Below are 24,262 nucleotides of genomic sequence, written 5' to 3'. Positions count from 1 at the left end.
ATATAGGATATTAGGGTTTCTCAGCCGTCACACCTGGCTATCCATGATTCGAGGAGATGAACGGGTCATCGCCCGCATGACGCTTGCGATACTCTCCCGGGGTCAGCCCGTATCGACGCTTGAACATGCGGATGAACGAGTTTACGTTCTGATAACCGACCTGCACGGCGATATCCTGAATTCGCAGATCCACATTCACTAACAGTTCCTTGGCCCGCTCAACCCGGAGATTATTGAGATACTCGCTGAAGTTGATGTTGGTCTTTTCCTTGAAAACACTGGAGAGATACCCCGGCGTGAGATTCAGCTTGTCGGCAACAAGATTCAGATTAATATCCTCCCCATAATGATGGTTCAGATAATCGAGCACAAAGCTGATAACGGGATCTTTCGTTTCCAATTGGCTGCTGATCGCCGAGAGGATCGGTTGAATCCGCGACTGAAGCCATGTCCTGTACTGCTGTATGGAATAAAATCCGGTGAAAGGATCACCAGATGGAGAGGAGACAAGCCCGCCTTCAATGTGCGTCAGGTTCAGTTTCATCACCGTCTTACCGATCTGCTCCATCGCACCGAGAGCAAATGTGCGAAAATCCTCTGCGGCTGCGTCCTTGTGCCTCAGCTGCTCCAGCTGGCGATCCAGCCAGGCAAAAACAGCTTCCTCGTTGCCTGATTGCAGCAGGTCATGCAGTTCTTCCCCATAGGTCACCTTGACATGAAACGAAGTGGATGAGGAAGCTCGAGGCTCTACAATAACCTGGGTTTCTCCGTTTAGTCTGCGCTCCTTGAGCAGAGTGGACAGATTCCGGTACGCATCGGTAAACGGAATATCCCCAGAATATACCGGGCTTAGCGCGATGGTCAGGTACATGCATTCTTCAGCAGCAAGCAGCTCCTTCAGCGTATCGAGCGCCTGCAGGATACCGCTCTGCGGGCCAGGATCGAATAGAAGCAGGAGTAATTGATCCTGTTCAGGCTGAAGTGCAACGCTGTTATTTTGATTGCTGGTGAACAGGCTCTGAATTAATTTCCATAATAATAGGGTATGCTGTTCCAATTCATCTGGCGTGTCCTTGAAGCCAACCTTGAATAAAATGGCGACATAGGGATGTTCAGGCTGCCGAACCTCCTCAAGATCTGCCAGATGGGAGCTGAGCGGGATATTTTTGACTTTATGCGTATAAGCGAACTGCCGCACCAGAGAGTTCTTCTGCGCGAGATCGCTTTGAATGAATCGGTTGTTCTCCAGTATGGAACTGAGACGGTCACCAATCATGGCGAATTCCTTCACTCTGCTCAACTTGTCTGCCCCGCTTCCGGGGTTTCGGTCAAGAGCGGCAATAAGGTGCTGCAGCGGCTGGTTTAACCTCAGGCTAAACAGGAGGGAGGAGAGTACGCTGATCACAATGGCAGCGCCGAGCAGTACCGTAAGCAGCAGCTGCATGCCGCGCATTTCCGCGGCAATCACAGAGGCCTGGGTGACCTTCACATAGGTGAAGCCGGTTTGCTTGCCTTTTTCATAGAAGTAATACTGATCTCCAATGCGTTCATGTCTGCTTTCCTCTGCAGGAAGCGGAGGAATATGCATTTCCTCTTCTGAGGTAGAGAACAGCAGACGCCCCTCATTATCCAAGATGTAGAACGGATTATGGCTGCCATCTCCATACGTATCCTGCATGCGCTGCGAATTCAGCATCACAATGCCGTATACATCCTCATAAGGAATGGCTTTCATCATGACGGGCATCAACTGTCCAAGGGAGCGGGAAGAATGAACGGTATTTTCCGTAAAAGCTGCTGCGGGCATCACTTTCAGGAACTGGTTGTTCATCGTCTGGCTTTTCCAGTAGTCCGGCGAGTACGTTTCGCTGAAATAATATTTCCCGAACATGTCTGCTGCGCTGCTAAGTCCTTCCTTCTCCAGTACATAGTCCTCCTGCTTGAAATAAAGAATGAAATTGTCGATATGCAAAAAAGGATTGGCGTACAGGCTAGAGAGGTCCGATTTTACTTCAGCGGGAATATCGTAACGGCGATTCTCCTTAAGGTGGCTCAAAATGCCTAAATTGGCTGTCCAGGTATCCGATTGAGTGAGGGCCAGAATCATGTTCTGGGTCAGCCGAAAGTGATTCTCATAACCTTCGACGGTCTGCGCAAGGCCCAATTCATTTTGTCTCACCATCTCCTGATAAACCTTGTTGCTCAGGTACAGATGGGAGAACAGGTTAAATGAAGCCAAAATCAGGATGACACTGATGAAGCTCAGCATTAGCTTGACGAACAGGCCATTCAGCGCGAATTGGCTTGTATGCAGTCCCTTCATTATGACATTCCCCCCTCGGATACAGCCGCAGATCATTGGTCTAATCCTATCATAGCGGCATAAAGCTGACACAAACAATATGCACTTTTACTGATTTATACGCGGATATTTGGAAAATAGCAGTATAGGCGAAATGTTATATAACATGTAGATAGCGCTTACCATTGAAATCCAGCTATAATTCGGTTACAAACCCCGGTTATACAGGGGAAGTTAGCTCACATCTCATATCTAGTTGAGCTGCAATCATGTAGCAAGAGGGGGCATGCCGATGGCTGATGCTGGCTTAATGCAAGACAAACTGCGAAGAAAATTAATTCATTCGTCACGGCGGAAGGCGCGGATGACCCGGATCTGGAACAAAAACAAGGCGCTATGGCTGCTCTTCCTGCCATGCCTTCTGTATTATTTAATCTTCCGCTATGCACCGATGTTCGGACTGGTCATCACCTTCAAGGATTACAATCTGTTTAAGGGAATTTGGGCCAGTGATTGGGTAGGGCTCAAATACTACCGGATGTTTCTGGAGAATCCTGATTTTTGGCCGCTCATGAAAAATACCTTCCTGCTGGGGATGTATAAGTTGTTTTTTGGCTTCCCGGCCCCGATCCTGCTTGCCATTTTGCTCAATGAAGTGCGTAAGGCGGCGTTCAAGCGTTTTGTGCAGACAGTCAGTTATCTGCCGCATTTTATCTCGAATGTGATTGTGGCAAGTATGGTCATTATGTTCCTCTCCCCCACCGGAGGACTGATAAATAATCTGCTCGGATGGATTGGCGTGGGACCGATCAATTTCATGAATGAACCCGGGCTATTTCGGGGGATCTATGTCCTGTCGGAGATCTGGCAGCACATCGGCTGGGAGACCATTATTTATCTGGCAGCACTGACAGCCATTGACCCGCTGCTGTATGAGGCGGCTGATATGGACGGAGCAAGCCGATTGCGCAAAATCTGGCATGTCACGCTGCCCGGCATATCTCCTGCGATCGTCATCACGTTGATTTTGAATATCGGCAAGGTGCTTGAGATTGGTTTCGAGAAGGTTTTCCTGATGCAGAACCCGGCGATCTACGATACAGCGGATATTATCAGCACCTATGTCTACAGGGTGGGGATGGTCCAGGGAAACTTCAGTTATGGCGCCTCTATTGACCTGTTCATGGGAGTCATCAGCCTGATCTTCATTTATACGGCCAACTTGCTTAGCCGCCGACTAAGTGAAACCAGTCTATGGTAGAAAAGAGGTGTGAATGTGAAATCCCTCCGGTTCTCCTGGTTTAATCTCGTGGCATCGTTAGTTCTGCTGCTTGTTGTGGTGGTCACACTCTATCCGTTCCTTCATATGCTGGCTGTTTCCCTCAGCAGCAACGTAAACGTCATCCAAAACAATATTTCCTTCTGGCCCAAGGGCTTCAACCTGAGCATGTATAAGCTGGTGCTGGGAGATCCGCAAATCTGGACGGCTTACCGAAATACGATTATCTATACTGTGCTCGGTACGCTGATCTCGCTGGTGGTCACTTCAACCGGAGCGTATGCATTGTCCAGGAAAGACATGGCGCTGCGCAACAGCTTCACCGTGCTGATTGTCATTACGATGTTTTTCAGCGGGGGAATGATTCCCACCTTCCTGGTGGTCCGCTCCCTGAATCTCGTGGATACCGTCTGGGGCATGGTTCTTCCAGGGGCAGTCAGTACATGGAATCTGATCCTGATGCGAACATTCTTCTCGGGCATTCCCAAAGAGCTGGAGGAATCGGGCCGCATGGATGGCCTGAACGATATCGGCATCTTCATTCGTATTGTCGTGCCGCTCTCCAAGGCGTCCTTCGCCACCATTGCCCTGTTCTATGCCGTGGGCATGTGGAATAACTTTATCTTCCCGCTGCTCTATCTAAGATCTCCCGATTTGTTTCCGCTTCAGGTGCTGCTGCGTAATCTGGTGCTGGCCGGCAGTGCAAGCTCAGGCGACGTCACTTCCATTGGTGGAGATAATATGGTGGTGGAGGAATCACTCAAGTATGCGACCATCATGGTGTCCACCCTGCCAATTCTGATCATTTATCCGTTTGTACAGAAGTATTTTGTAAAGGGAGCCATGGTTGGAGCGGTCAAAGGCTAATCGGCAAGAAAACTACCGCAAATTCAGATTAAGGGAGAGAAGCGCATGGGCAAATGGAAATTGGCAATACTTCCGCTGTTGATTGCTGTAACGATGGTAGCGGGATGCAGTGGAGGTGGCAATGGTTCCGGCACGCCGACGGATGCTCAGGGGGAGAACGGCATTACGGACTCCAAGGGAACGGGAAAAACCTTTACGGCGCTGCTGGATAACAATGCCACATTCCCTTATTCCAAGAGCTGGCCCGTTTGGGGCTGGTTGAAGGAGAAGACTGGCGTCACGCTTGAAGTGCAGACACCTTCCGGTAAGCTGGATGAGAGCCTGAACCTGGCGATTGCCTCCAAATCGCTGCCTGATCTGATGTATATGCCGAATCGCAAGGAATCGAACAAGTTTGGGCAGCAGGGCGCCCTGGTGGACTTGATGGAGCATATGGACAACATGCCGAATCTGCAGGCATGGATGAAACAATACCCCGAGGAAGCGAAGGCTGCCCTCTCCGCCGACGGCAAGATGTATATGTTTCCCAATCAGGGCTTCGGTGAGACGAACCGCATGATTTGGATGTATCGAAAGGACGTTTTCGATAAGGAAGGCATTCAGGTTCCGACGAGCTACGAAGAGCTGCATACTGCTCTGAAGAAGCTGAAGGAGAAATATCCGGACAGTTACCCTCTCTCCATCCGCTACGGGCAGATCCCGGATGAGATGAATGCAAATATGACGGTGAATTATGGAACCGGAGAAGGCGCCTACTATGATTTTGATCAGAAAGAATGGCGTTATGGACCGACCGAAGACAATTATAAATCCATGGTAGGGATGTGGAAAAGCTTCTACGATGAAGGTCTGGTTCCGCCTGATTTCCTATCGCTGCAAACCAAGCAGTGGCAGGATATGGTCTCTACAGGCAAATCATTCGTGACCATCGATTATATCAGCCGGATTGATTTCTTCAACAATGCCATGCAGCCGGAGAATCCCGAGTTCAACATGCAGTTCATGGCACCACCGGCCGGCATTGCCGGGGGCAAGCAGCTTAATCCCTACTTTCATTATATGGAGGGCGGTTTGACGGTCGCCTCCACCTCCAAGAACATCGATGATGTCATGAAGTACATGGACTTTTTCTATTCCGAGGAAGGGCGTACGTTCAGCAGTTGGGGAGTAGAGGGCGAGACCTATGTTAAGGAAGGGGATACGATCAAGTTCAAGCCGGAGTATAACGATGTCATTGAAATGCGCAAGCAGACGGGGCTTCAGACGAGCGGAACCTATACCTGGATTGATTTTAATGCTCATTTGTCGCTGTTCTCGGATGATCTGAAGCATGCCTATGAAGAAGCAGTGAAATATGATCCTTCCTCCATGCAGCCGAGACCTGCTTTTACCGAGGGTGAAAATGAAATTATATCCATTACCGGGCAGGCGATCAAAAAGCACCGCGATGAGAGCTTTGCCAAATTCGTGACCGGCTCCCGCAGCCTGATGGATTGGGAGAAGTATGTAGAGGAAATGAACAATCTTGGCGTAGATCAGCTGCTGAGCACTTATAAGGAAGCGTATGACCGGGTCCTCAATATTCAGTTGAGCGCCAAATGAGCGAATGTACGGCACAGGGATCCTAGACCATTAGTGCAGAATGGCAAAAGGAGGCTTCGCTTATGAAAAAGCAGCACCTGCGTGTGTACTCCGGATTCAGGCTGGCCATGGTTTTGTTGATAGGTATGGTATTCGTTGGAATGCTCTTCCCTGGTAAGGCGGGAGCAGCCGGTTCCATCTCGCTGGACGTACCCGAAGGTGGATATGTGTCGGACGGAGGGATGGTAGAGATCGGAGGCAGTTATACCGACCTGTATGACATTCGGCTGTATGTGAACGGAACGTCCCAATACGAGGTACTGATGAATGATCCCGATGGAGATGACAGCGGCACGTGGTCTTACATGCTTGATACCTCGGGCTATAACGGGTCAGTGGAACTGGTCGTCCGCGGGCTGGATACATCTACCCGCTACGGGGTATGGAGCGTTCCCGCCATTCTTACCGTTGATAATCCGGCAGGGGCTGTTCCTGTGGTCACGATTACTGGACCGTCCGAAGGTGTACCTTTAAGCGGCCCGGTAGAGGTCACGATTGAAGCTGTCTCGCCGATTCCGGTCTCGCTGGTAGAGGTGAGGGTGAATCGAGGGGCGTGGCAGCAGGCCGTGCAGCAAGGCTCGGTGTATGTATTCGTGTGGGACGCAGCGGGAATGGGCGATCGTACAGTCAGTCTGGAAGCACGAGCGAGCAGTGCACCCCAGCGGTACGGCTACAGCCCAACCGTGTATGCGCAGATTGGAAACGGGACGCACGAACCAGCCTTGCCTTTGCCTGATCAGGACCGCGCCATGTGGATCTGGGAACCGGAAAGCTACAAGCTTCTTCTGAATCCCGGTTCGCGCCAGGTGCTGGAATCGTTCATTACGGATACACAGACATTCGGTCAAGAGCCTGTTCAGACGCTGTATCTCGCAGTGGGCAAATATGCGGGGTACAACGCACTGGAAGAGCAGGAGGCCGAGCTGCGCTCATTCCTGAGCTGGGCTCATAGCAAAAATGTGCAGGTGCATGCATTAATTGCCGGAGGCACCTCTCCGGCCTACATGGGCGCTTACGAGAAGTATCATTCTCATGCAGTGAGGGAAATGGAACAGGTTATCAATTACAATCTTGCAGCGGCAGATCCGGAGAAATTTGACGGCATCAATGTGGATATTGAACCTTACATTTCCCCCGACTTTAGAGATCCTAGCCGATTCCTGCAGCAGGAATATCTGGATGTTTTGCAAAAAATGATTGATCGCCGGGATATGGCGGGTATCCGGCTGCCGTTTGGTCCAGCTGTGCCCAAATGGTATGACACGTCGGATCAGGGTGCGAATATTGTCTGGAATGGCTCCAGCAAGTGGCTCTCCGAGCATGTTCAGGATATCTCCGACTACATCTCCATCATGGATTACCGGGATACGGCGGATGGAACCGCCGGCATTATTGCCGGGGCTGCCGGAGAACTCGCTTATGCAGACCAGATCGGCAAGCCGAATTCCGTGGTTATTGGTGTGGAGACGCTGGATATCGCGAACAGCGGTGATCCGGAGACGATCACGTTCTGGGAGGAAGGCCGCAGCCATATGGAGGCCGAACTGGATAAGGTCAATACAGCTTACGGGCAGAGCAGCGCCTTCGGCGGTATTGCCGTCCATCACTATGATTCCTACCGTGCATTGCCTTCTTATTGGGGAACGGACGGCATAGTTTGGACCGCGCCGGATGATCAGGAGGCCCCTTCAGCCCTTGCAGGGATGCCGTCTGTTGAGACGACTGATTATCAGACCATACAACTGAAATATGGAATAGCTTCGGATAACATGGAAGTGGAGCGCTATGTAATTTATCGGAGCACTGTTCAAGGATTCACGCCTGCTGCTTCGGATATCGCTGGACTCGCCCGGGGACTGAGCTACCAGGATAAGGGACTGCTGCCGGATACGACGTACTACTATCGGATTGCGGCCCGCGACTTGCAGGGCAACATCGGCCCGCTCACCGATGAAGTGACAGTCACAACGGGAGGTACCTCACTAAAGCCTCTGGTTGTCTCGGATATGAATCTGATTTATAACGGAACGGCAGTATCTGTCACCCTAAAGGTCAGAGATTACAATACTGGCGAGGTGCTGACGGGTGTGAAAGTGGAGGGGAGATTCACTTATTCTGCAGGACGGTATACCAGCGGGATCACTGGAGCAGATGGAAGTATAACGCTTGGCTCGGAAGCGGTGGTCCCGGGGAGGCAGGTCGGTTTTGAACCGCGCAGAATCGTTTATGGCGGTTATTACTATGCAGCAGGGCATGATCTGCCGTATGCGGCACTGCTGATGCAGAATGCGGGACATGAAGCATCGGGCGAGGAGCCTTCTGAAGGAGGATGAGGAGCATGAATGTAAATGGCTTGATACAGCCGCTGGAGACTCAGGTTGTAGAGCAGATGTCTGTACAGATCTATGCCGATCGGAATCAGATGGGGAGAGCCGCGGCAGCCGCGGTTGGAGATCGATTAAGACAGCTGCTGCAGGATCCAGAGCATCAGGTCCGCATGATCTTCGCTGCGGCACCTTCGCAGAACGAATTGTATGATGGGCTGGTGCAGGAGAAGGGCATTGACTGGTCACGGGTCTGTGCCTTTCATATGGATGAATACATTGGCTTGCCGGATGAGGCTCCGCAGCGCTTCGGCCAGTATTTGACGGAACGGCTGTTCAGCCGGATTCAGCCGGGGCGGGTGGAACTGCTGAACGGACTGGGCGATGCGAAGCAGGAGTGCCAGAGATATGGAGAGCTGCTCCGTGCTGCGCCCATCGATATCATCTGTCTTGGGATCGGAGAGAATGGGCATATTGCCTTCAATGACCCGCCCGTTGCTGATTTCAATGACCCACTGCTTGTGAAAAAGGTGAAGCTTGATGAAGCCTGCCGACATCAGCAGGTAAACGATGGCTGTTTTGCCCGGCTGGATGATGTACCTGAACAGGCTTTGACTCTGACGGTGCCGGCGCTGATGGCAGGGAAGAGACTGTTCGCCATTGTTCCAGGGGCGTTGAAACGTCAGGCGCTCAAGGCAGCTTTACATGATCCGATAAGCACGGCATGTCCGGCTACCATCCTGCGTACACATCCCGGTATTACGATGTTTACGGACCGGGAAGCCTTCGGCCTGTGAGCGTGACTATGGTTGGGAGACACTACCGGACGGGGCTCCCCATTGAGGTCAGAGTCAGAGAGGGACGCATTGCTGCTGTTACCGAGCTTGCCGTGACGTCTTCCGCGGAACATCTTCCCTGGCTTGCCCCTGGCCTGGTTGATTTGCAGGTGAACGGCGGCTGGGGTCTGGATCTGAATGCGGCTCCGCTGTTCCCCGATACGGTGCTGAAGCTGACCATGCTGCTGTCGAGCCAGGGAGTCACAAGCTACTGCCCGACACTCATCACGAACAGTTTGGATCAGCTTGCTGAATCAGCATCTGCTATTGCAGAAGCTGTTCGGCTGAAGCCCGAAGTCGCCGCGAGCGTTGCTGGCATTCATCTGGAAGGCCCGTTTCTGTCACCGGAGGACGGCCCGCGCGGCGCACATCCACGGCAGCATATCGTTCCTCCGGATTGGGATGCCTTGTGCCGCTGGCAGGAGGCCGCCGAAGGGTTGATCCGTATTGTGACCCTTTCACCGGAGTGGCCGAATGCCGCTTCATTTATTGCCCGATGCCGCGAATCGGGTATTCTTGTCTCGATTGGGCATACGGCAGCTGCACCTGAGCAGATCCGGGAAGCCGTCCAGGCAGGGGCTGTCATGTCCACCCATCTCGGCAACGGTGCGCATCTGACGCTTCCTCGCCATCCCAATTATCTGTGGGAGCAGCTCGCGGCAGATGAGCTGTATGGCTGCATGATCGCAGATGGCCATCATCTTCCGCCGTCCGTGCTGAGAGTGATTCTCCGTATGAAGGGGGAACGAGCCATTCTGGTCAGCGATGCCGTTTCACTGAGCGGCATGCCACCCGGTTCTTACCGCCCGCATATCGGGGGTGAAGTGGTATTAACGGATGAGGGTCGGCTGCACCTTGCCGACCAACCTCAGCTCCTGGCGGGCTCGGCGATGATGCTGCCGGAACAGGTGGGCTATCTTGTGAGAACGGGGCTAACCGGGCTCGCCACCGCCTGGGATTGTGCTTCTGCGCATCCTGCGGAGCTCCTGGGGCTGCAACAGGCCGCAGGACTTGAGACAGGAGCACCGGCCGATCTGGTTAGCTTCAACATGAACGGTGGGAAGTTGAGCATAATGCAATGCTGGAAGAACGGGCGGCTGCAGCCACAGGGTAACGAATAGGAGGAGAGCGATGCTGAGCTTGATACCGCAACCGAAGCAAATGACAGAAATTCAGGAAGGCCCCTTAAGGCTGGATGGCAAGGCAAGGATAAGCCTTTATATGGAGCAGGAGGATCCTCGGCTCCAGATCCATTGCCGCCGGGCATTTCCGGGCCTTAAACATACAACCTCAAGGATTGATAAGGGCTACTGGCTTATTGCAGAACATTTATCGGACCAAGAACCACAGCAGAGAGACCATGGGCCTGAGATGAATGATCAGACTGTTGATAAAGTCCTGGAAGAACAGGAGAAGAGCCAGCTACCTCCTCATGCTGCCACTTCAGTCACTGCAAAAAGGGAAGAAAAATGGGCTTGTCTTGATGGGAGGTCGCAAGGTTACACGTTAGAGGTATCGGCCGGAAGAGCTGAGGTCTGTGCGCTGGATGCAGCGGGTTTGTTTTACGGATTGCAGACATTGGCTCAACTTCGTGGACCGGATGGAGACATCCCGGCCGTGTCCATATCAGACTGGCCGGATACGGCTGTGCGGGCAATGAACCTGGATTTGCGCCAGACGTTCTCGAAGCCGGAACGTTTGATCGAATATTTGGGGGAATTTGCTAAATATAAGACCAACGCAGTTCTCATTGAATATGAGGATAAATTTCCATTCCGTACGCATCCAGAGTTCGCACACTCGAAGCATGCATTGAGCCTTTCGCAGCTTGAAGAACTGAAGCGTACGGCGCATGAACATTTTATCGAGATTATTCCGCTTCAACAGTGCTTCGGACATCTGGAGTATGTGTTGCGCCACGAAGCCTGGCGGCACCTTCGCGAAACAGAACAGTCCACCGGGGAAATCTGCCCGTCGCACCCGGAGTCCTTCGGGCTGATTGCCACGCTGCTTGCAGAGATGATTGACGCCCACCCGGAATCGCGATATATCCATCTTGGCTGTGACGAGGTCTACAGCTTATGCGAATGCGATCGCTGCCAGGTCGAATTTGGCGGCGTGAGGGAACGGGCCTTTATCGCTTTTTTGAACCGGCTGATCGCCTTTACAGCAGAGCGGGGGAAACAGCCGATATTCTGGCATGACATGCTGGACAAATGTCCGCCAGAGGAACTGGCCAAACTGGATCAGCGAAGTGCAGCCATGATCTGGATTTATAACGGACGCAATATTGAAGCAGAGGTTACTTCGCATACGGACAAATTCAGATCGCTAGGCATCGAAGTCATGGGGGCTCCAGCTGTTCGCAGCTTTGACTGGGCGGAGCATCAGAATTATCCGGTATTATCAAACCGGACGGACAATTTGCTTCAGTGGGCCAAGACAGCCGGCAAGCTGGAACTTGACTGTATCGTTGCCACCAACTGGACGGGGCCGTTCAGTCTCGGTGTTCCGTATGGTATTTTTGAAACCACCTGGTACCCGATGCTGCTGCATGCGGACTTAACCTGGAATCGTAAGGTGGATGCCTCCACCTTCATCGACCGATTCCTGGAATTGTTTCATGGCATCGATCCGGTAACCGGACATACTCGCATTGGCAATTACCAGTTGGAGGATTATTATGAGGTGATCTGGAAGCTGCTGAACGAGGTTCGGAATCATAAGGAAGAAGCGGAACTGATTGCCATTATGCATGATTATGAGGTGGCTACAGACCGTTCCAGAGCGATCCACAAGTATGCCTACCGCTGGGAGCTGTATCCTGGAGATGATGCGGAATGGCGCTCGCTGCAGAATAACTACACGAGAAACCGCCGTGGACGCGAGAAGGTTCTTCCCCGCCTGAGGGCTGCGCTCGAGCGTTACCAGCCGTCCGATATGGCAGAGCATTTTGTGAAGTCGAGGTTCTATCTGCATGATTATCTGGAGCGCACACTCTATCATGAGTTGGGGCTGGATGCGACCTATACGGAATCTGAACCGAAGGCGATGAGTCTGGAAGATAAAATAGCCATGATGTGTGTGGTTGGTACGCCATCGATCTGTGCTGAGCCGGAATTTCGGGGGAGAATGTCGCAGCAGCGGTTTGGGGGGATCGGCATCTTTCCCCATAATGTGGAGAGTGAGCAGCAGACGGTTGCGTTGCTCGGAGAAGTTAAGGACATAGCTGGAGAGTCTGGAAGCGCTTTGCCTTATTATATTTCGGTAGATGAAGAAGGAGGCACCCTGTCCAAGTTCAAAACCTTCTTCCCCTATATCCCGGGTAACCGGGCAGTCGGATTAAGCGAAGACCCGGAAACCGCCTATCTGCTCGGTAAATTCATCGGCAGTGAGTTGAACGCGCTCGGGATTCCGATGAACTGGGCACCTGTACTGGATGTAAATACCAATATTGATAATCCGGTTGTGGGTGTTCGCTCCTTCGGAGAGGACCCGCGGCTGGTAGCCCAATTCGGTCGTGCCTATATTGAGGGAATGCATGAAGCAGGTGTGGCCGTGACGGCAAAGCACTTTCCAGGTCACGGGCAAGTAAGCGGGGATTCGCATGTGGTTCTGCCCGCGTGCGAGCTGACGCTTGAGCAATTGATGGAAGGACCGCTGCTCCCCTTCGTCGAGGCAATCGATGCCGGAGCGGATTCGGTCATGATGGGCCATTTGGTGTTTCCGAACATTCCGGAATCCGGTAGTCTTCCGGCTTCGCTCAGTTCTTTTTTTGCCTCAGAGCTGCTGCGTAACAAGCTGGGTTTTGAAGGTGTAATCTGCACCGATGATATCGAGATGGGAGCCATACGCAACCATTTCAGTCCGGATGAAGTAGGCGTACTGGCCGTCCAGGCGGGGAACGATATGATTCTCATGTGTCACACTCCTGAGTATCAGAGCCGGGTTATTGCGGGTATTCTGGCAGCCGTGCAGGATGGGCGGATCGACGAGGCACGAATTGACGAGTCCGTTCATCGGATCCGGCAGCTATACGGTAAATTTCAACAATACCAAGCGTCTGCCCAGCCCATTCCTAGGGAGAATTGGGATGAGGAGGCACTGAATCTGGCTCGAAAAACCCTGAAGGTTACCCGGGACCCTCAGAGCCTGCTTCCGCTCAAGACTTCGCTGAACTATTTGCTGATACTGCCGCAGCAGGAGCAGCTGACCCAGGCGGATAACAGTGGTGCAGCTGAGATCAGGCTGGCATCACTTTTGAAGGATGCAGGATTGACCGTGGTGACACGCTACTGTGCTATGAAGCCTGATGCGGAGGAGATTACATCACTTGTGCAGCAGGCTGCAGCTGCGGATGTCGTTATTCAGGGTACCCTTAATGCTCATCTGTTCACAGGTCAATTGGCGCTTGCCGAGGCACTGGCTTCGGTTAAGCCCTTGCTGAATCTGGTGCTGCGTAATCCGTATGATGACGCCACTCTACCGCGGCAGGCCGGGAGCATTCAGCTGTGTTCCACCTCCGATTATTCGCTGCGGGCACTGGTGGAGCTGCTGACGAGGACCGCTTCGAAGTAACTTGTCAGCGTAAAATTGAATTTCGTCATGGAAAGGTAAAAAGCCCGTTACTAAACGGGCTTTTTACTGTATTGAATCAATCTGTTATTCATTTAGCCTATATAAGGGTTCTTCATATATTCGAGCCGGACTCGTATTAAGACTCTCATTATGCGTTCGTATCAGTTATCGCCGGGATATTGATTTCTTTTACGCAGGCTGCCTTGGACAGGTTCACGATGCATTTGACGATGGAGACCATATCCTGGAGGGGGATACGTGTGCCATTATATTCAGCAAGTGCACGTTCACTGCCCTCTTCATAAGGGATTGCAGCTGCAAGCTCTCCGGGGTTGATGCACGTAACGGCAATGCCATCGTGTCTCGTGTGTTCCCGCAAGGCTTCCGTAATTCCTCGAATGGCAAATTTGGAAGCTACAAATGAAACCTGAGTATTATTTGAATTATTCAGACCGGCAGTGGAGCCAATCAGAATAATTTTGCCAGCTGTCGATTGCCGGAGATGGGGCAGTAATGCCTGAATGCTTACAATCGCCGATGTGATATTTACATGTATCAGATTCGAGATATCCGCTGGAGCGTCTTGATCAAACGAGTAGTGTTCCTCAAATCCTTCCTTTTCCCAAATGCCCACATTGTAAATGAGAACATCCAGTGTTTCGTTCTGAAGTGCGCCTGTGACCACGCTGGCTGCATGGAGATCGGACAGATCTGCCTGTATCCATATGCGTTCTACGCCGTCATTCAGGTTTAAACTGTCAGGCCTGCTGCGAGAGATGACCCAGACCTTGTCTCCCTGCTCGGGAACACCTCTGACGAAGGCATCTCCAAGTCCTTTACTTGCACCAAATACGAGATAGTTTTTCATGTCAAAGTTCTCCTTCTTTTTCAATTTACTGAATCAGGATAGCGGATCAAGTAACAGATTCTTTATTTTCCAAAAGCAAAATTTCTTCTCCCTGCTGCTGTCTTAATGCTATATTATCTCGTCCCCATGCACACATCACATCCACGATCTTGTTGGCAGTAACTCCATATTCCGTAAGACTGTATTCGACTTTTGGCGGCATCTGTTGATACACATGTCTTCTGACAAGGCCATCCCTCTCCAGCTCACGTAATTGCTGAATCAGGACCTTTTGTGAAATGCCGTCGATACTGCGCTGCAGCTCGCCTGTCCTTTTCACACCTGACATTAATAAGCATACAATTAGCGCTTTCCACTTGCCGCCTATAATCTCGAGCGTTGCTTCGATTCCCAGATTATATTGTTTTATGACAGCTCACCTCGTTCAGATTACATCTTGTTGATGCGGTATAACTGTTCATTTTCTCACAACTTTGCTGATGAAGTCCATACACACCTCGAAGTAACCATCTTACTTTATTGTGTGTATTTTCTTTCTGTCAGGCCTATATGATAATGGCGTTATTCAAACAAAAGGGTTAGCCTGAGCCAAGAAAGGAAGTACAACAATGAAAACACTCGTGATCCTGGCACATCCGAATATCGACGTCTCAAGAGTAAATCGGCGATGGAAAGAAGAGCTTGAGCAGCATGCAACTGATATTACCATCCATGAGATCTACCAAGCATATCCTGATTGGGATATCGATGTTTCCCGAGAGCAGAAGCTGCTCGAAGCATATGATCATATTATTCTGCAGTTTCCGCTATATTGGTACAGCTATCCGCCTTTGCTCAAAAAGTGGTTTGATGATGTTTTTACCTACGGGTGGGCGTATGGATCATCGGGCAATAAACTGCACGGGAAAAAGCTGAGCCTCGCCATGTCGATTGGGGATAAAAAAGAAAATTACTCGACGGAAGGTTCCGTCTCTTTTACGGTAGATGAAGTGATTGCACCTTTCAAAGCCAGTATCAATCATGTGGGCGCGATAGCATTGCCGTATTTTGCAGTTTTCGGTGCATCATTTCAAATGACTGATGAAGAGATAAACCAAAGTGCTCAAGATTATTATCGTTATATCAGTAAGGTTCAGAATGAAGTTGGAAATCTATCGGTTTGAACAGAAAATGCCTGAAATGGCCGTTAATTGCTACAAAACAAAGAGCCTGCTTCCGACGCGGGTTCTTTTTGCTTGCTTTTCCCCGTAACTATCGGGATTTTATTGAGATATAATCTATTGATTCCATTAGAGGGTATTCGAATTCTGGAGAAAAGGGGCGATCTGCTAGAACTGACTGCAAAGCCAAGATGAGCCATTGTCCTCACAGTAGTGGTATTTACTGACCATTGATTTTGGAAAGTGAAGTGGTCACAATAGTAATATTGCCATAAATGACGGAATTGTTATTTTTGTAGAAGATCAACTTTCAATGATAGACATCGATCCTTCGATGTCCTTTTAATGCTAAGTAACAGGGAGGAGCATCCATGCAGCAGGATGACCGGAGTGTCACTAAGGGGCGTAGTTCCGCAAGGGCATTGGCCATGCAACTTATTGAATGGTCTGGAGGAGCGGACAATATTATCGAAAGCACCCATTGCACGACACGACTTCGACTCCGTTTGCAGAACAGTGATCTGGTGGAACAAGAACGTCTTGACGGTATGCAGGAAATTCAAGGGGTGCACGTTCGTGCTGGACAACTGCAGATTATCTTGGGTCCCGCTCTTGTCTCGAAGGTTAATCGCCAGGTGAATGTCATGCTTCAGTCAGCTGCTTCGTCCATCCCAAAAGAAGACAGCCCAAAAGGACCTGCCACACCACGGCTACACGAAGAAGATCATGCTGATTCTCATCTTCTGCCGTCCGTGTCTACGGCCAGCAGGTCATCCAATGATAAGGAGATTCATTCACGAGGGCTGTTACACAGGTTGGTGGACGCATTCCAATTTTTTTCTGATATCGTTGTGCCCATTATTCCGCTCTTCGTCGGGGCTGGACTGCTGTTGGGTCTCTTGGGACTTGCGGGAGCATTCGGCTGGGATGATCCAGGCCAAATGTGGTTCCGAATTCTGTCACTGCTGACGGGCTCAGCGTTCCAGCTGATGGCGGTTCTTTTCGGATACAACACGGCCAAACGGTTCGGGGGAACCCCGGCGCTTGGTGCCGCTGTTGGGATCGTCATGACTCATCCGGGGATTCTTCCGTTCACCGACATCGGTGGAGATCCGGCATTAGCTCAAGTTTTGCCCCTATCACCGCAATTCGGGTATCAGGGAGCCATAATTCCAACCGTTCTTGCGGCGTTTATGCTAACGATAATTGAGAAAGGACTACGCCGATGGATACCGTCATCCGGAGCTGTTCTTCTCGTTCCCTTTTTAAGCTTTAGCATCGCGGGCAGCCTTGCGATACTGGTGATTGAACCCCTTGCCCTGGGTCTGGGCCGCTCGCTGGGAAGTATTCTGGAACACGTCTTCAACTACGGGAGCTTGCTATTTGGCCTTCTGCTTGGAGGGATATACAGCTCCATTGTGATCACCGGTCTTCATCACGGGATTCAGGCTGTCGAAGTTGGACTGATTTCCAATCCGGATATCGGCTTCAATTTCTTGCTACCGATCTGGTCCATGGCGAATATCGCGCAAGCAGGTGCCGGGCTTGCAGTGTATGCCAGAACCCGGGATGAAGCATTGAGGAAAATAGCTCTGCCTGCCTCGATCACGGCGCTGTTCGGTATCACCGAGCCAGTCACCTATGGTGTGAATCTTAAACTTGGGCACCCCTTTATAGGTGCTGCTGCAGGAGGAGCCGCCGGAGGAGCATATGTCGCTTTTCATCAGGTTGTGGCCAATTCATTTGGGCTAACCGGAATCCCGATGATCGCTTTTATCGTACAGCCGGGGTTGATGAATCTTGTTCATTATCTGATCGGTTTTGTGCTTGCTCTGGCTACGGCTTTTAGCGTTACCTTGCTGCTCGGTGTGGATCGCGTTGTTCGACCAGAGGCTGATAAACTTAACGAACAGGCATAGGAGACTAACATGAAGATCAAAAAAATACTCAACAATAACGCCGCTGTGGTTAACGATCATGGAGAAGAGAAAATTGTCATGGGGCCGGGTGTTGTTTTCCAAAAAGGAAAAAATGATATTGTAGACCCAAGCCTTGTTGAAAAAGTGTTTGTGATGACTGATCCGAAGCAGTACAACCACCTTCAGGAAATACTGGGGAGCCTTCCTGAAGAAGAAATCGCAGTCACCCAGCAGATCATCACTTTCGCCGAGAAAGCATTGGGTGTTACGTTTCAGGAGCACATTCATATCGCTCTTGCAGACCATCTTTCGTTTGCCTTGGAGCGGATTGGCAAGGGAATCGAAATTCGGAATACACTGCTTGAGGAGATTCGTATCCTCTATCCAAGAGAGTTCCAGCTTGGGCTTCATGCCAAGCGTTTGATCTACGAGAACTTGCAGGTGGTCATCCCGGAAGATGAGGTTGGTTATATCGCCATGCATATCCATACGGCCTGGAAGAATGCGGGCATGCGCCACAAGGCTCCGGAAAAGACGGCCATGATCAGGGATATCGCGGAAGGTGTAGGACAAGTTGCCGGTGTACTGGATCGAAGGTCTGCGAACTATGAGCGACTTTTGACCCAGATTGAGAATATGCTGCAAACGGATGAATCAGGCAAACTCCGCAATGAACTGAATCCGGAGCTTGTAGCGATGGCAAAGATGAATTTTACTGAAGCATATACACAGGCCCGCGAGATCGGTGAAATGGTTGAAGAGGATTATGGATATGCTTTTACCGAAAGCCAACTGGTTGTGATCGCCATGGAAATCAACCGGATAGATCATCGACTTCATCCATCCTCGGATTGATTCTCTGGTGCTTGATAAACTGAGTCCCTGGTCCTTGATCCGAATCGGGAGTTTCGATCTATAGTCAAGTTTTGATCCGACCATATAGAATAGTTATCGACAGTTGAATATGTCGGGATTGTTACTGGTAAGCAGGCAAGACCTAAAAGTCCGTTGGGATCGGTGTATCCACCATACCCTAACGATTTTTAGGTCTTTTTCTGTTTTCCGGAAAAAAATGACAAGAGAGAGGGATACATCTAATGAATTTCCAGAAGATTGTGAGAAGAGTGACGGCAGTAACGTTTGCAACAACACTATTGGCAGGTGGGGGAGTTTCGGCTTTTGCAAAAGAAAGTACAGACTACAAAGAGAGTTATGGTTTCTCGCATATTTCACGCACAGACGCCCTGAAAATCCCTGGGGAACAAATCAAAGCACGATTCAAGGTTCCTCAGTTTGACGCATCTACCATCCAAAATCTTCCTTCTGCAAAAGGATATGATGAAAAGGGTAACGTCATCGACATGGATGTGTGGGATACCTGGCCCCTGCAAAATGCGGATGGTACAGTAGCTGACTATCATGGTTATCAAATCGTTTTTGGTCTGGCGGGTGACCCGGATCGGGGGTCAGACACATTCATTTATATGTTCTACAAAAAAGCAGGAGACACATCCATTGATGCCTGGAAAAATGCAGGCAGAGTGTTCAAAAACACCGACAAGGACGTTCCGAACGATCCAATTCTGAACCACCAGGAAGAGGAATGGTCTGGCTCTTCTACGCTGACTACGGATGGTCATATTCGTCTTTTCTATACCAATCGTCATGGCTGGGACCCGGCCAACGGATTTTATGGCAAGCAAACCCTGACGACTGCTCAAATCAATGTCTCTGAACTTGCAGAGAACACGCTCAAGGTGGACGGTGTTGAAGATTTCAAGTCGATCTTTGATGGTGACGGAAAAATGTATCAAACCGTGGAGCAGGCTTTCAGCGGTGGGGATTATTCCGACAATCATACGCTGAGAGATCCTCATTACGTTGAAGATAATGGTCACAAATACCTTGTTTTCGAAGCCAATACTGGAACAGAGACGGGCTACCAGGGCGAGGATGCATTCAATAACAGAGCCTTCTACGAAGGAAGCAAGAAGTTCTTCCAGGCCGAGAGGGAGAAATTGCTGCAAAGCCCTAATAAAAAGTTAGCTTCCTTAGCCAATGGAGCTTTGGGGATCATTGAACTGAATGACGACTATACCTTAAAACAAGTGATGAAGCCGCTGATTGCATCCAATACGGTAACAGATGAAATTGAACGGGCAAATATCTTTAAATTGAATGGAAAATGGTATTTGTTCACGGATACAAGAGGATCCAAAATGGTTGTGGATGGTGTTGATGCTGAAGATATCTACATGTTGGGATATGTATCTGGTTCTCTGACAGGACCATATAAGCCATTGAATGGTACTGGGCTTGTACTGCATCAAGATCTGGACCCTAAAGATGTTACCTGGACTTACGCACATTTTGCTATTCCGCAGGTTCAAGGTAACAACGTAGTGATCACTAGTTATATGACCAACCGAGGAATGTTTGAAGATCATCATTCTACCTTCGCACCAAGTTTCCTGGTGAATATCAAAGGCTCCAAAACATCCGTAGTGAAGGACAGCATTCTGGCACAAGGACAATTGACAGTGGAATAAACCAATTCCGCAGAATCTAAAAGAAAGAAAATGTCGATAACTATTGGCATTTTCTTTTTTTACAAATGAGGTATCTGTTATGAATAACAAAATCAGAAGGAAAATAATCATTGGGTCTGCTGTCTGTGGTGTGATCACGCTTGCCTTCACTGTTATTCCGATCCTGACCAACAACCTATGGCCTACAGTGAATACGGGAGCAGCCTCATCTGGCGCGAGCCAGCGAGCCAGCTTTCATTTTACAACGCCAGACAAGTGGAAGAATGATCCTCAAAGACCGATATATCTGGACGGGAAGTACCACTATTATTATCTTTATAATGGTGATTATCCCACAGGCAATGGTACGGAATGGCGGCACGCCACATCGGTCGATCTGGTTCATTGGAAGGATGAAGGCGTGGCAATACCCAAATACACAAACCGAAACGGTGATCCATGGTCTGGCTCATTGGTTGTGGATGAGTCAGGTACAGCCGGCTTCGGCAAGGGAGCACTTGTTGCGATCATGACTCAGCCCTCTGCCAGCAGCGGACAGCAGGAACAATATTTATGGTATAGCACCAATCAAGGGAAAACGTTTAATCCTTATGGAGATCGACCGGTGATTAAGAATCCGGGACAAAAGGATTTTAGGGACCCTAAAATCATCTGGGATGAGCCCTCCGAAAAATGGGTTATGGCTCTGGCTGAAGGGACAAAGATTGGGTTCTATGAGTCGGTTAATTTGAAAAATTGGCGATATACCGGCGGCTTCTTCACGGAAAACGTGGGGTTGGTGGAATGTCCTGATCTATTTGTGATGCGGGCAGATAACGGAACCTACAAATGGGTGCTCGGCGTAAGCGCCAACGGCAGATCATCAGGACAACCCAATACCTACGCTTACTGGACCGGAAGCTTTAATGGCAAAGAATTTGTTTCCGACCTTCATGAACCACAATGGCTGGACTATGGCTTCGACTGGTATGGGGGAGTCACATTTGAAGATGGGGCAAGCCCTGACAAAACCGGTCACCGTTATGCATTCGCCTGGATGAATAACTGGAGCTATGCCAACAATACGCCGACACTGACGGAAGGTTACAACGGCATGGATTCGATTGTTCGTGAAATTAAACTGATTACATCGAAAACGGGTCAGTATCGACTGATCTCAAGACCGATTGAATCTCTGGAACAGGCAGTGGTCTCGGAGACTGCCTTTAAACCGATTACAGTGAAGGGATCTCATACACTTCATGTGTCAGGAGATTCGTATCAGCTTGAGACTGATATATCGTGGACCAAGATCAATAATATTGGATTAAGGCTCCGTGAATCCAAGGACCAGAGCCGACATGTGGATACAGGCGTCAATGTAGAAGGTGGCTATGTCTATGTGAACCGGACCTATACCGGGAATCCTGACAGGAGTGGCCGAGATTTGGAGAGTCAAGCGGCATTCGCTCCGGAGAAGAACAAGGTTCATCTCAAGATTCTGGTAGACAAGACCAGTATCGAGGTCTTCGTTGATGATGGTTCTTTGGTGTTATCCAATATCATTTTTCCAAAATGGAATGACCGCGGAATCACACTGTATGCTGAAGGGGGGACGGCAGTATTTAGCAACCTGCAGATAAAATATTTCGAATAATTGGTGGTATGGGTCGAACTGTTTCTATATTAATACGTCTAATTATTAGTCAATTCGGATGAAGGCTAGCCTCTCCTCCATTGCCATCAAGTTGGAAGACGAAAAGCCCGCATTGTTAGATGTGGGCTTCTTTCATTTATTTTTCCCCCGTAGCCACCGAATGCTCTTCATAAATAATTCAGTCGCTCCAGCTTTAGATTGGATTCTGCAATTGGTTACATAGCAGGCAGCTCTGGACCCCAAGAGAATATCAATCCATGCACAACTGAATAGGCACAGGCACGGAAAGTGTATTCTGCTTGGCTCTGGCCAGCAGACGTAACTCCCCGATTTATACGTCAATCTTCCCTTTAATGTATGATCCAATTGATGTAGTCTTGTATCATTTCTTTGCTTCGTGTTCGATTTATCTTATCCGGCTCTAGATACAAATTGAGAGCCATTCCATTCATAAAGGCATACAGTTTTTCTTGTTCCTTCTCTTCATCGGTTGTGCTCAGAAGACCTTCATTTTTCAAGTATATAATGCAATCCTTGATTGCGTTTTGAAGGTCCTCATAATTGGTATCGAACCCTTTTTGCGTTTTTCCATAGGCTACAAATGCAAACCAAACCTCCATTTCCAATAATGTTTGTTCATCAGTCGGGACTAGCTCAAGCAAGTATTCAACAATTCTTTCTTGAGCCGACAGTTCTCTTGCATTCAGATTTCTTAACCGAATAAGAACCTTTTCCTTAACTAACTCCATCGCAAACGCTAATAGGCTTTCTTGTTTAGAAAAGTAATGTCTTAAAGCTCCTTGTGATAATCCGGCTTCCTTCGCAATCGTTCTTGACGTTGCCTGATGAATGCCTTTCTCGCTAATGATTTTCCAAGTTGCTTCAGCGATAATATTCTTCATTTTCTCATGGTCCACGATTTTTGGCATACACACAGAATATCATATTTTTTAACTCAACTGAATTAAATAGACGATTAATATGGAATGTGCTAGAGTTTATTTAACTCAACTGAATTAAAAAAAGAATGGGGCAAATGCCGCATGTAACTCAAAGGAGTGCAAAGAGAATGAACCAGCAATTCAAAGTAATGCTTCCGGCATGGGGAAAGGCAATTGGGTTATTGTGCATGATAATTATGTTTGCTGCTGTACTGTGGTTAGTGTGGACCGGAAACTTGAGTATAAGGTACACGGCCGACCATGAGGGAGTGATTCCAATATGGCATAGTTGGTTGCCGGCATTCCTTGGTATTTTGCTGATCCGTCTGATTCCTTATAAAAGTCAAAATCATCTGCCTTTCCAACAAATGGAGAGACATCACTTGGTTGTTCAATCGATTGTGTTATTGATATCGGGTGTTTTATTTACGGCTGCTCTTGTAACGATAGACCCACAAGGATTACATTTCGAGCTATATTATTTAGCGTTCAAGTTGACGACACTGTTTTTCATTCCGCTGATTTTCTTGCTGATTTATAGCAAAACGACTGGCGCGCAACAAGAAATTATCTCGGCAAAGCCTCGCTCTCGAAGAAACGTCATTGCACCACTAATCATTATTGTGGTCTGGGGTTATCTAAAGTTCTATTCCCCAATTGCACAACCAGAAGGAGTAATCGAAGCAACTGATTTGACAGAATTATTTCTCTTGGTATTCATTGGTTTTATGATCAATAGCGTATTGGAGGAAGTTTTCTATCGGGTATGGCTGCAAACCCGGTTGGAGGCATTGCTTGGAAGATGGCCTGCCATACTACTAGTTTCAATACTATGGTCCATCTGGCATGTTGCCATTCAAGGATTTGGTCAGTGGGATATTGATGTGGCAACAGTGATTGCAAATCATGGGGTTACGGGTCTGTTTCTTGGTTATTTATGGGCCCGCTATCGTAGAGTATGGGTAAGTATCTTGGTTCACGGACTCATAAATTCTTCCCCTCATGTTCTGTTGCAGATTGAGGGAAAAGGAACTGGATAAGTCTGCCCGTGCAAAGATGCCTCTATCTCCTCATCACTAATCCAGTCACTTCAGCTCCGGAATACAACTTCACATTCGAGAATCCCGTTATTCCAGTGCAATCATATGCGGAAAGGTAATTAGCCTGAACCGGAGTGTAGGAGTATAATTGTGGACTGGTATACATCTGGGAGAATAGTGAATGGGTAGGTAAATTGAAATAGTGAATAAAGATGAGAGCTAACTAACTTAAGGAAGAGGGCTTTTTTTTTTAAAACGCGGCTGATTCGCATCCTGCTCAACGAAAGTAATCAGGTGCTGCGTAGCGCAAACGAACCGTTGT

Annotated in this window: 17 protein-coding genes; 13 read left to right on the top strand and 4 right to left on the bottom strand. The window is 49.3% G+C overall.

Going from position 1 to position 24,262, the window contains the following annotated elements; translation table 11 throughout:
* Nucleotides 1-37 precede the first annotated feature (37 nt).
* Nucleotides 38-2,323, bottom strand: a complete 2,286-nt coding sequence (locus AC3RCI_RS21595) for a helix-turn-helix domain-containing protein (protein WP_492526325.1) — start codon at nucleotides 2,321-2,323, stop codon at nucleotides 38-40.
* A gap of 343 nt (nucleotides 2,324-2,666) precedes the next feature.
* Here AC3RCI_RS21595 and AC3RCI_RS21590 point away from each other — a divergent pair, with 343 nt between their 5' ends.
* The 7 genes from AC3RCI_RS21590 (at nucleotide 2,667) to nagZ (ending at nucleotide 13,827) form a co-directional block, all read left to right on the top strand.
* On the top strand, nucleotides 2,667-3,563 hold the full coding sequence (locus AC3RCI_RS21590) for an ABC transporter permease (RefSeq protein ID WP_336780827.1): 897 nt from the start codon (nucleotides 2,667-2,669) through the stop codon (nucleotides 3,561-3,563).
* Nucleotides 3,564-3,578: 15 nt separating this feature from the next.
* Entirely contained in the window at nucleotides 3,579-4,448 is an 870-nt protein-coding gene (locus tag AC3RCI_RS21585; RefSeq protein WP_261780104.1) for a carbohydrate ABC transporter permease, read from the top strand.
* A gap of 45 nt (nucleotides 4,449-4,493) precedes the next feature.
* Nucleotides 4,494-6,050, top strand: a complete 1,557-nt coding sequence (locus AC3RCI_RS21580) for an extracellular solute-binding protein (protein WP_492526323.1) — start codon at nucleotides 4,494-4,496, stop codon at nucleotides 6,048-6,050.
* 62 nt (nucleotides 6,051-6,112) lie between these two features.
* The gene (locus AC3RCI_RS21575) at nucleotides 6,113-8,422 is read left to right on the top strand and encodes an Ig-like domain-containing protein (protein ID WP_492526322.1); all 2,310 of its coding nucleotides are present in this window, start codon (nucleotides 6,113-6,115) and stop codon (nucleotides 8,420-8,422) included.
* Nucleotides 8,423-8,427: 5 nt separating this feature from the next.
* Nucleotides 8,428-9,210: a glucosamine-6-phosphate deaminase gene (locus tag AC3RCI_RS21570; RefSeq protein WP_492526320.1), complete on the top strand. Its 783-nt coding sequence runs from the start codon at nucleotides 8,428-8,430 to the stop codon at nucleotides 9,208-9,210.
* Nucleotides 9,207-10,370, top strand: a complete 1,164-nt coding sequence (locus AC3RCI_RS21565; RefSeq protein ID WP_492526318.1) for an N-acetylglucosamine-6-phosphate deacetylase — start codon at nucleotides 9,207-9,209, stop codon at nucleotides 10,368-10,370. Before AC3RCI_RS21570 ends, AC3RCI_RS21565 begins: the two co-directional genes overlap by 4 nt.
* Before the next feature lie 10 nt (nucleotides 10,371-10,380).
* A complete protein-coding gene (gene nagZ, locus AC3RCI_RS21560; protein ID WP_492526316.1) occupies nucleotides 10,381-13,827 on the top strand; it encodes a beta-N-acetylhexosaminidase in 3,447 nt (1,148 codons plus the stop codon).
* 148 nt (nucleotides 13,828-13,975) lie between these two features.
* Here the strand turns inward: nagZ and AC3RCI_RS21555 are convergent, their stop codons facing one another.
* Nucleotides 13,976-14,695 (bottom strand): SDR family NAD(P)-dependent oxidoreductase, encoded by a 720-nt coding sequence (locus tag AC3RCI_RS21555; protein ID WP_154896969.1) that lies wholly within the window; start codon nucleotides 14,693-14,695, stop codon nucleotides 13,976-13,978.
* Nucleotides 14,696-14,741: 46 nt separating this feature from the next.
* Nucleotides 14,742-15,104: a winged helix-turn-helix transcriptional regulator gene (locus tag AC3RCI_RS21550; protein WP_336780475.1), complete on the bottom strand. Its 363-nt coding sequence runs from the start codon at nucleotides 15,102-15,104 to the stop codon at nucleotides 14,742-14,744.
* A 199-nt stretch (nucleotides 15,105-15,303) separates the two neighbouring features.
* Between AC3RCI_RS21550 and AC3RCI_RS21545 the strand changes: the two genes are divergently transcribed.
* The 5 genes from AC3RCI_RS21545 to AC3RCI_RS21525 all read left to right on the top strand — a co-directional run bounded on the left by AC3RCI_RS21545 (nucleotide 15,304) and on the right by AC3RCI_RS21525 (nucleotide 21,959).
* Complete coding sequence (locus AC3RCI_RS21545; RefSeq protein WP_492526314.1) at nucleotides 15,304-15,858, top strand: NAD(P)H-dependent oxidoreductase; 555 nt, start codon at nucleotides 15,304-15,306, stop codon at nucleotides 15,856-15,858.
* 368 nt (nucleotides 15,859-16,226) lie between these two features.
* Nucleotides 16,227-17,774 carry a PTS transporter subunit EIIC gene (locus AC3RCI_RS21540; RefSeq protein WP_492526312.1) on the top strand — a complete coding sequence of 516 codons (1,548 nt, stop codon included), beginning with the start codon at nucleotides 16,227-16,229 and terminating at the stop codon, nucleotides 17,772-17,774.
* Between the two features lie 9 nt (nucleotides 17,775-17,783).
* Nucleotides 17,784-18,629, top strand: a complete 846-nt coding sequence (locus tag AC3RCI_RS21535; protein WP_336780478.1) for a PRD domain-containing protein — start codon at nucleotides 17,784-17,786, stop codon at nucleotides 18,627-18,629.
* Nucleotides 18,630-18,871: 242 nt separating this feature from the next.
* A complete protein-coding gene (locus AC3RCI_RS21530; protein ID WP_492526310.1) occupies nucleotides 18,872-20,323 on the top strand; it encodes a glycoside hydrolase family 68 protein in 1,452 nt (483 codons plus the stop codon).
* Between the two features lie 79 nt (nucleotides 20,324-20,402).
* Nucleotides 20,403-21,959, top strand: a complete 1,557-nt coding sequence (locus AC3RCI_RS21525; RefSeq protein ID WP_492526308.1) for a glycoside hydrolase family 32 protein — start codon at nucleotides 20,403-20,405, stop codon at nucleotides 21,957-21,959.
* 350 nt (nucleotides 21,960-22,309) lie between these two features.
* Here AC3RCI_RS21525 and AC3RCI_RS21520 read toward each other — a convergent pair whose 3' ends face one another.
* Nucleotides 22,310-22,888: a TetR/AcrR family transcriptional regulator gene (locus AC3RCI_RS21520; protein ID WP_492471768.1), complete on the bottom strand. Its 579-nt coding sequence runs from the start codon at nucleotides 22,886-22,888 to the stop codon at nucleotides 22,310-22,312.
* Between the two features lie 140 nt (nucleotides 22,889-23,028).
* Between AC3RCI_RS21520 and AC3RCI_RS21515 the strand changes: the two genes are divergently transcribed.
* Nucleotides 23,029-23,940 (top strand): CPBP family intramembrane glutamic endopeptidase, encoded by a 912-nt coding sequence (locus tag AC3RCI_RS21515; protein ID WP_492526306.1) that lies wholly within the window; start codon nucleotides 23,029-23,031, stop codon nucleotides 23,938-23,940.
* Nucleotides 23,941-24,262 lie beyond the last annotated feature (322 nt).

It is taken from the genome of Paenibacillus sp. MT124, assembly GCF_058792755.1.
The sequence above is the reverse complement of the archived record's forward strand: the minus strand, read 5'-3'. Positions and strand labels throughout refer to the sequence as shown.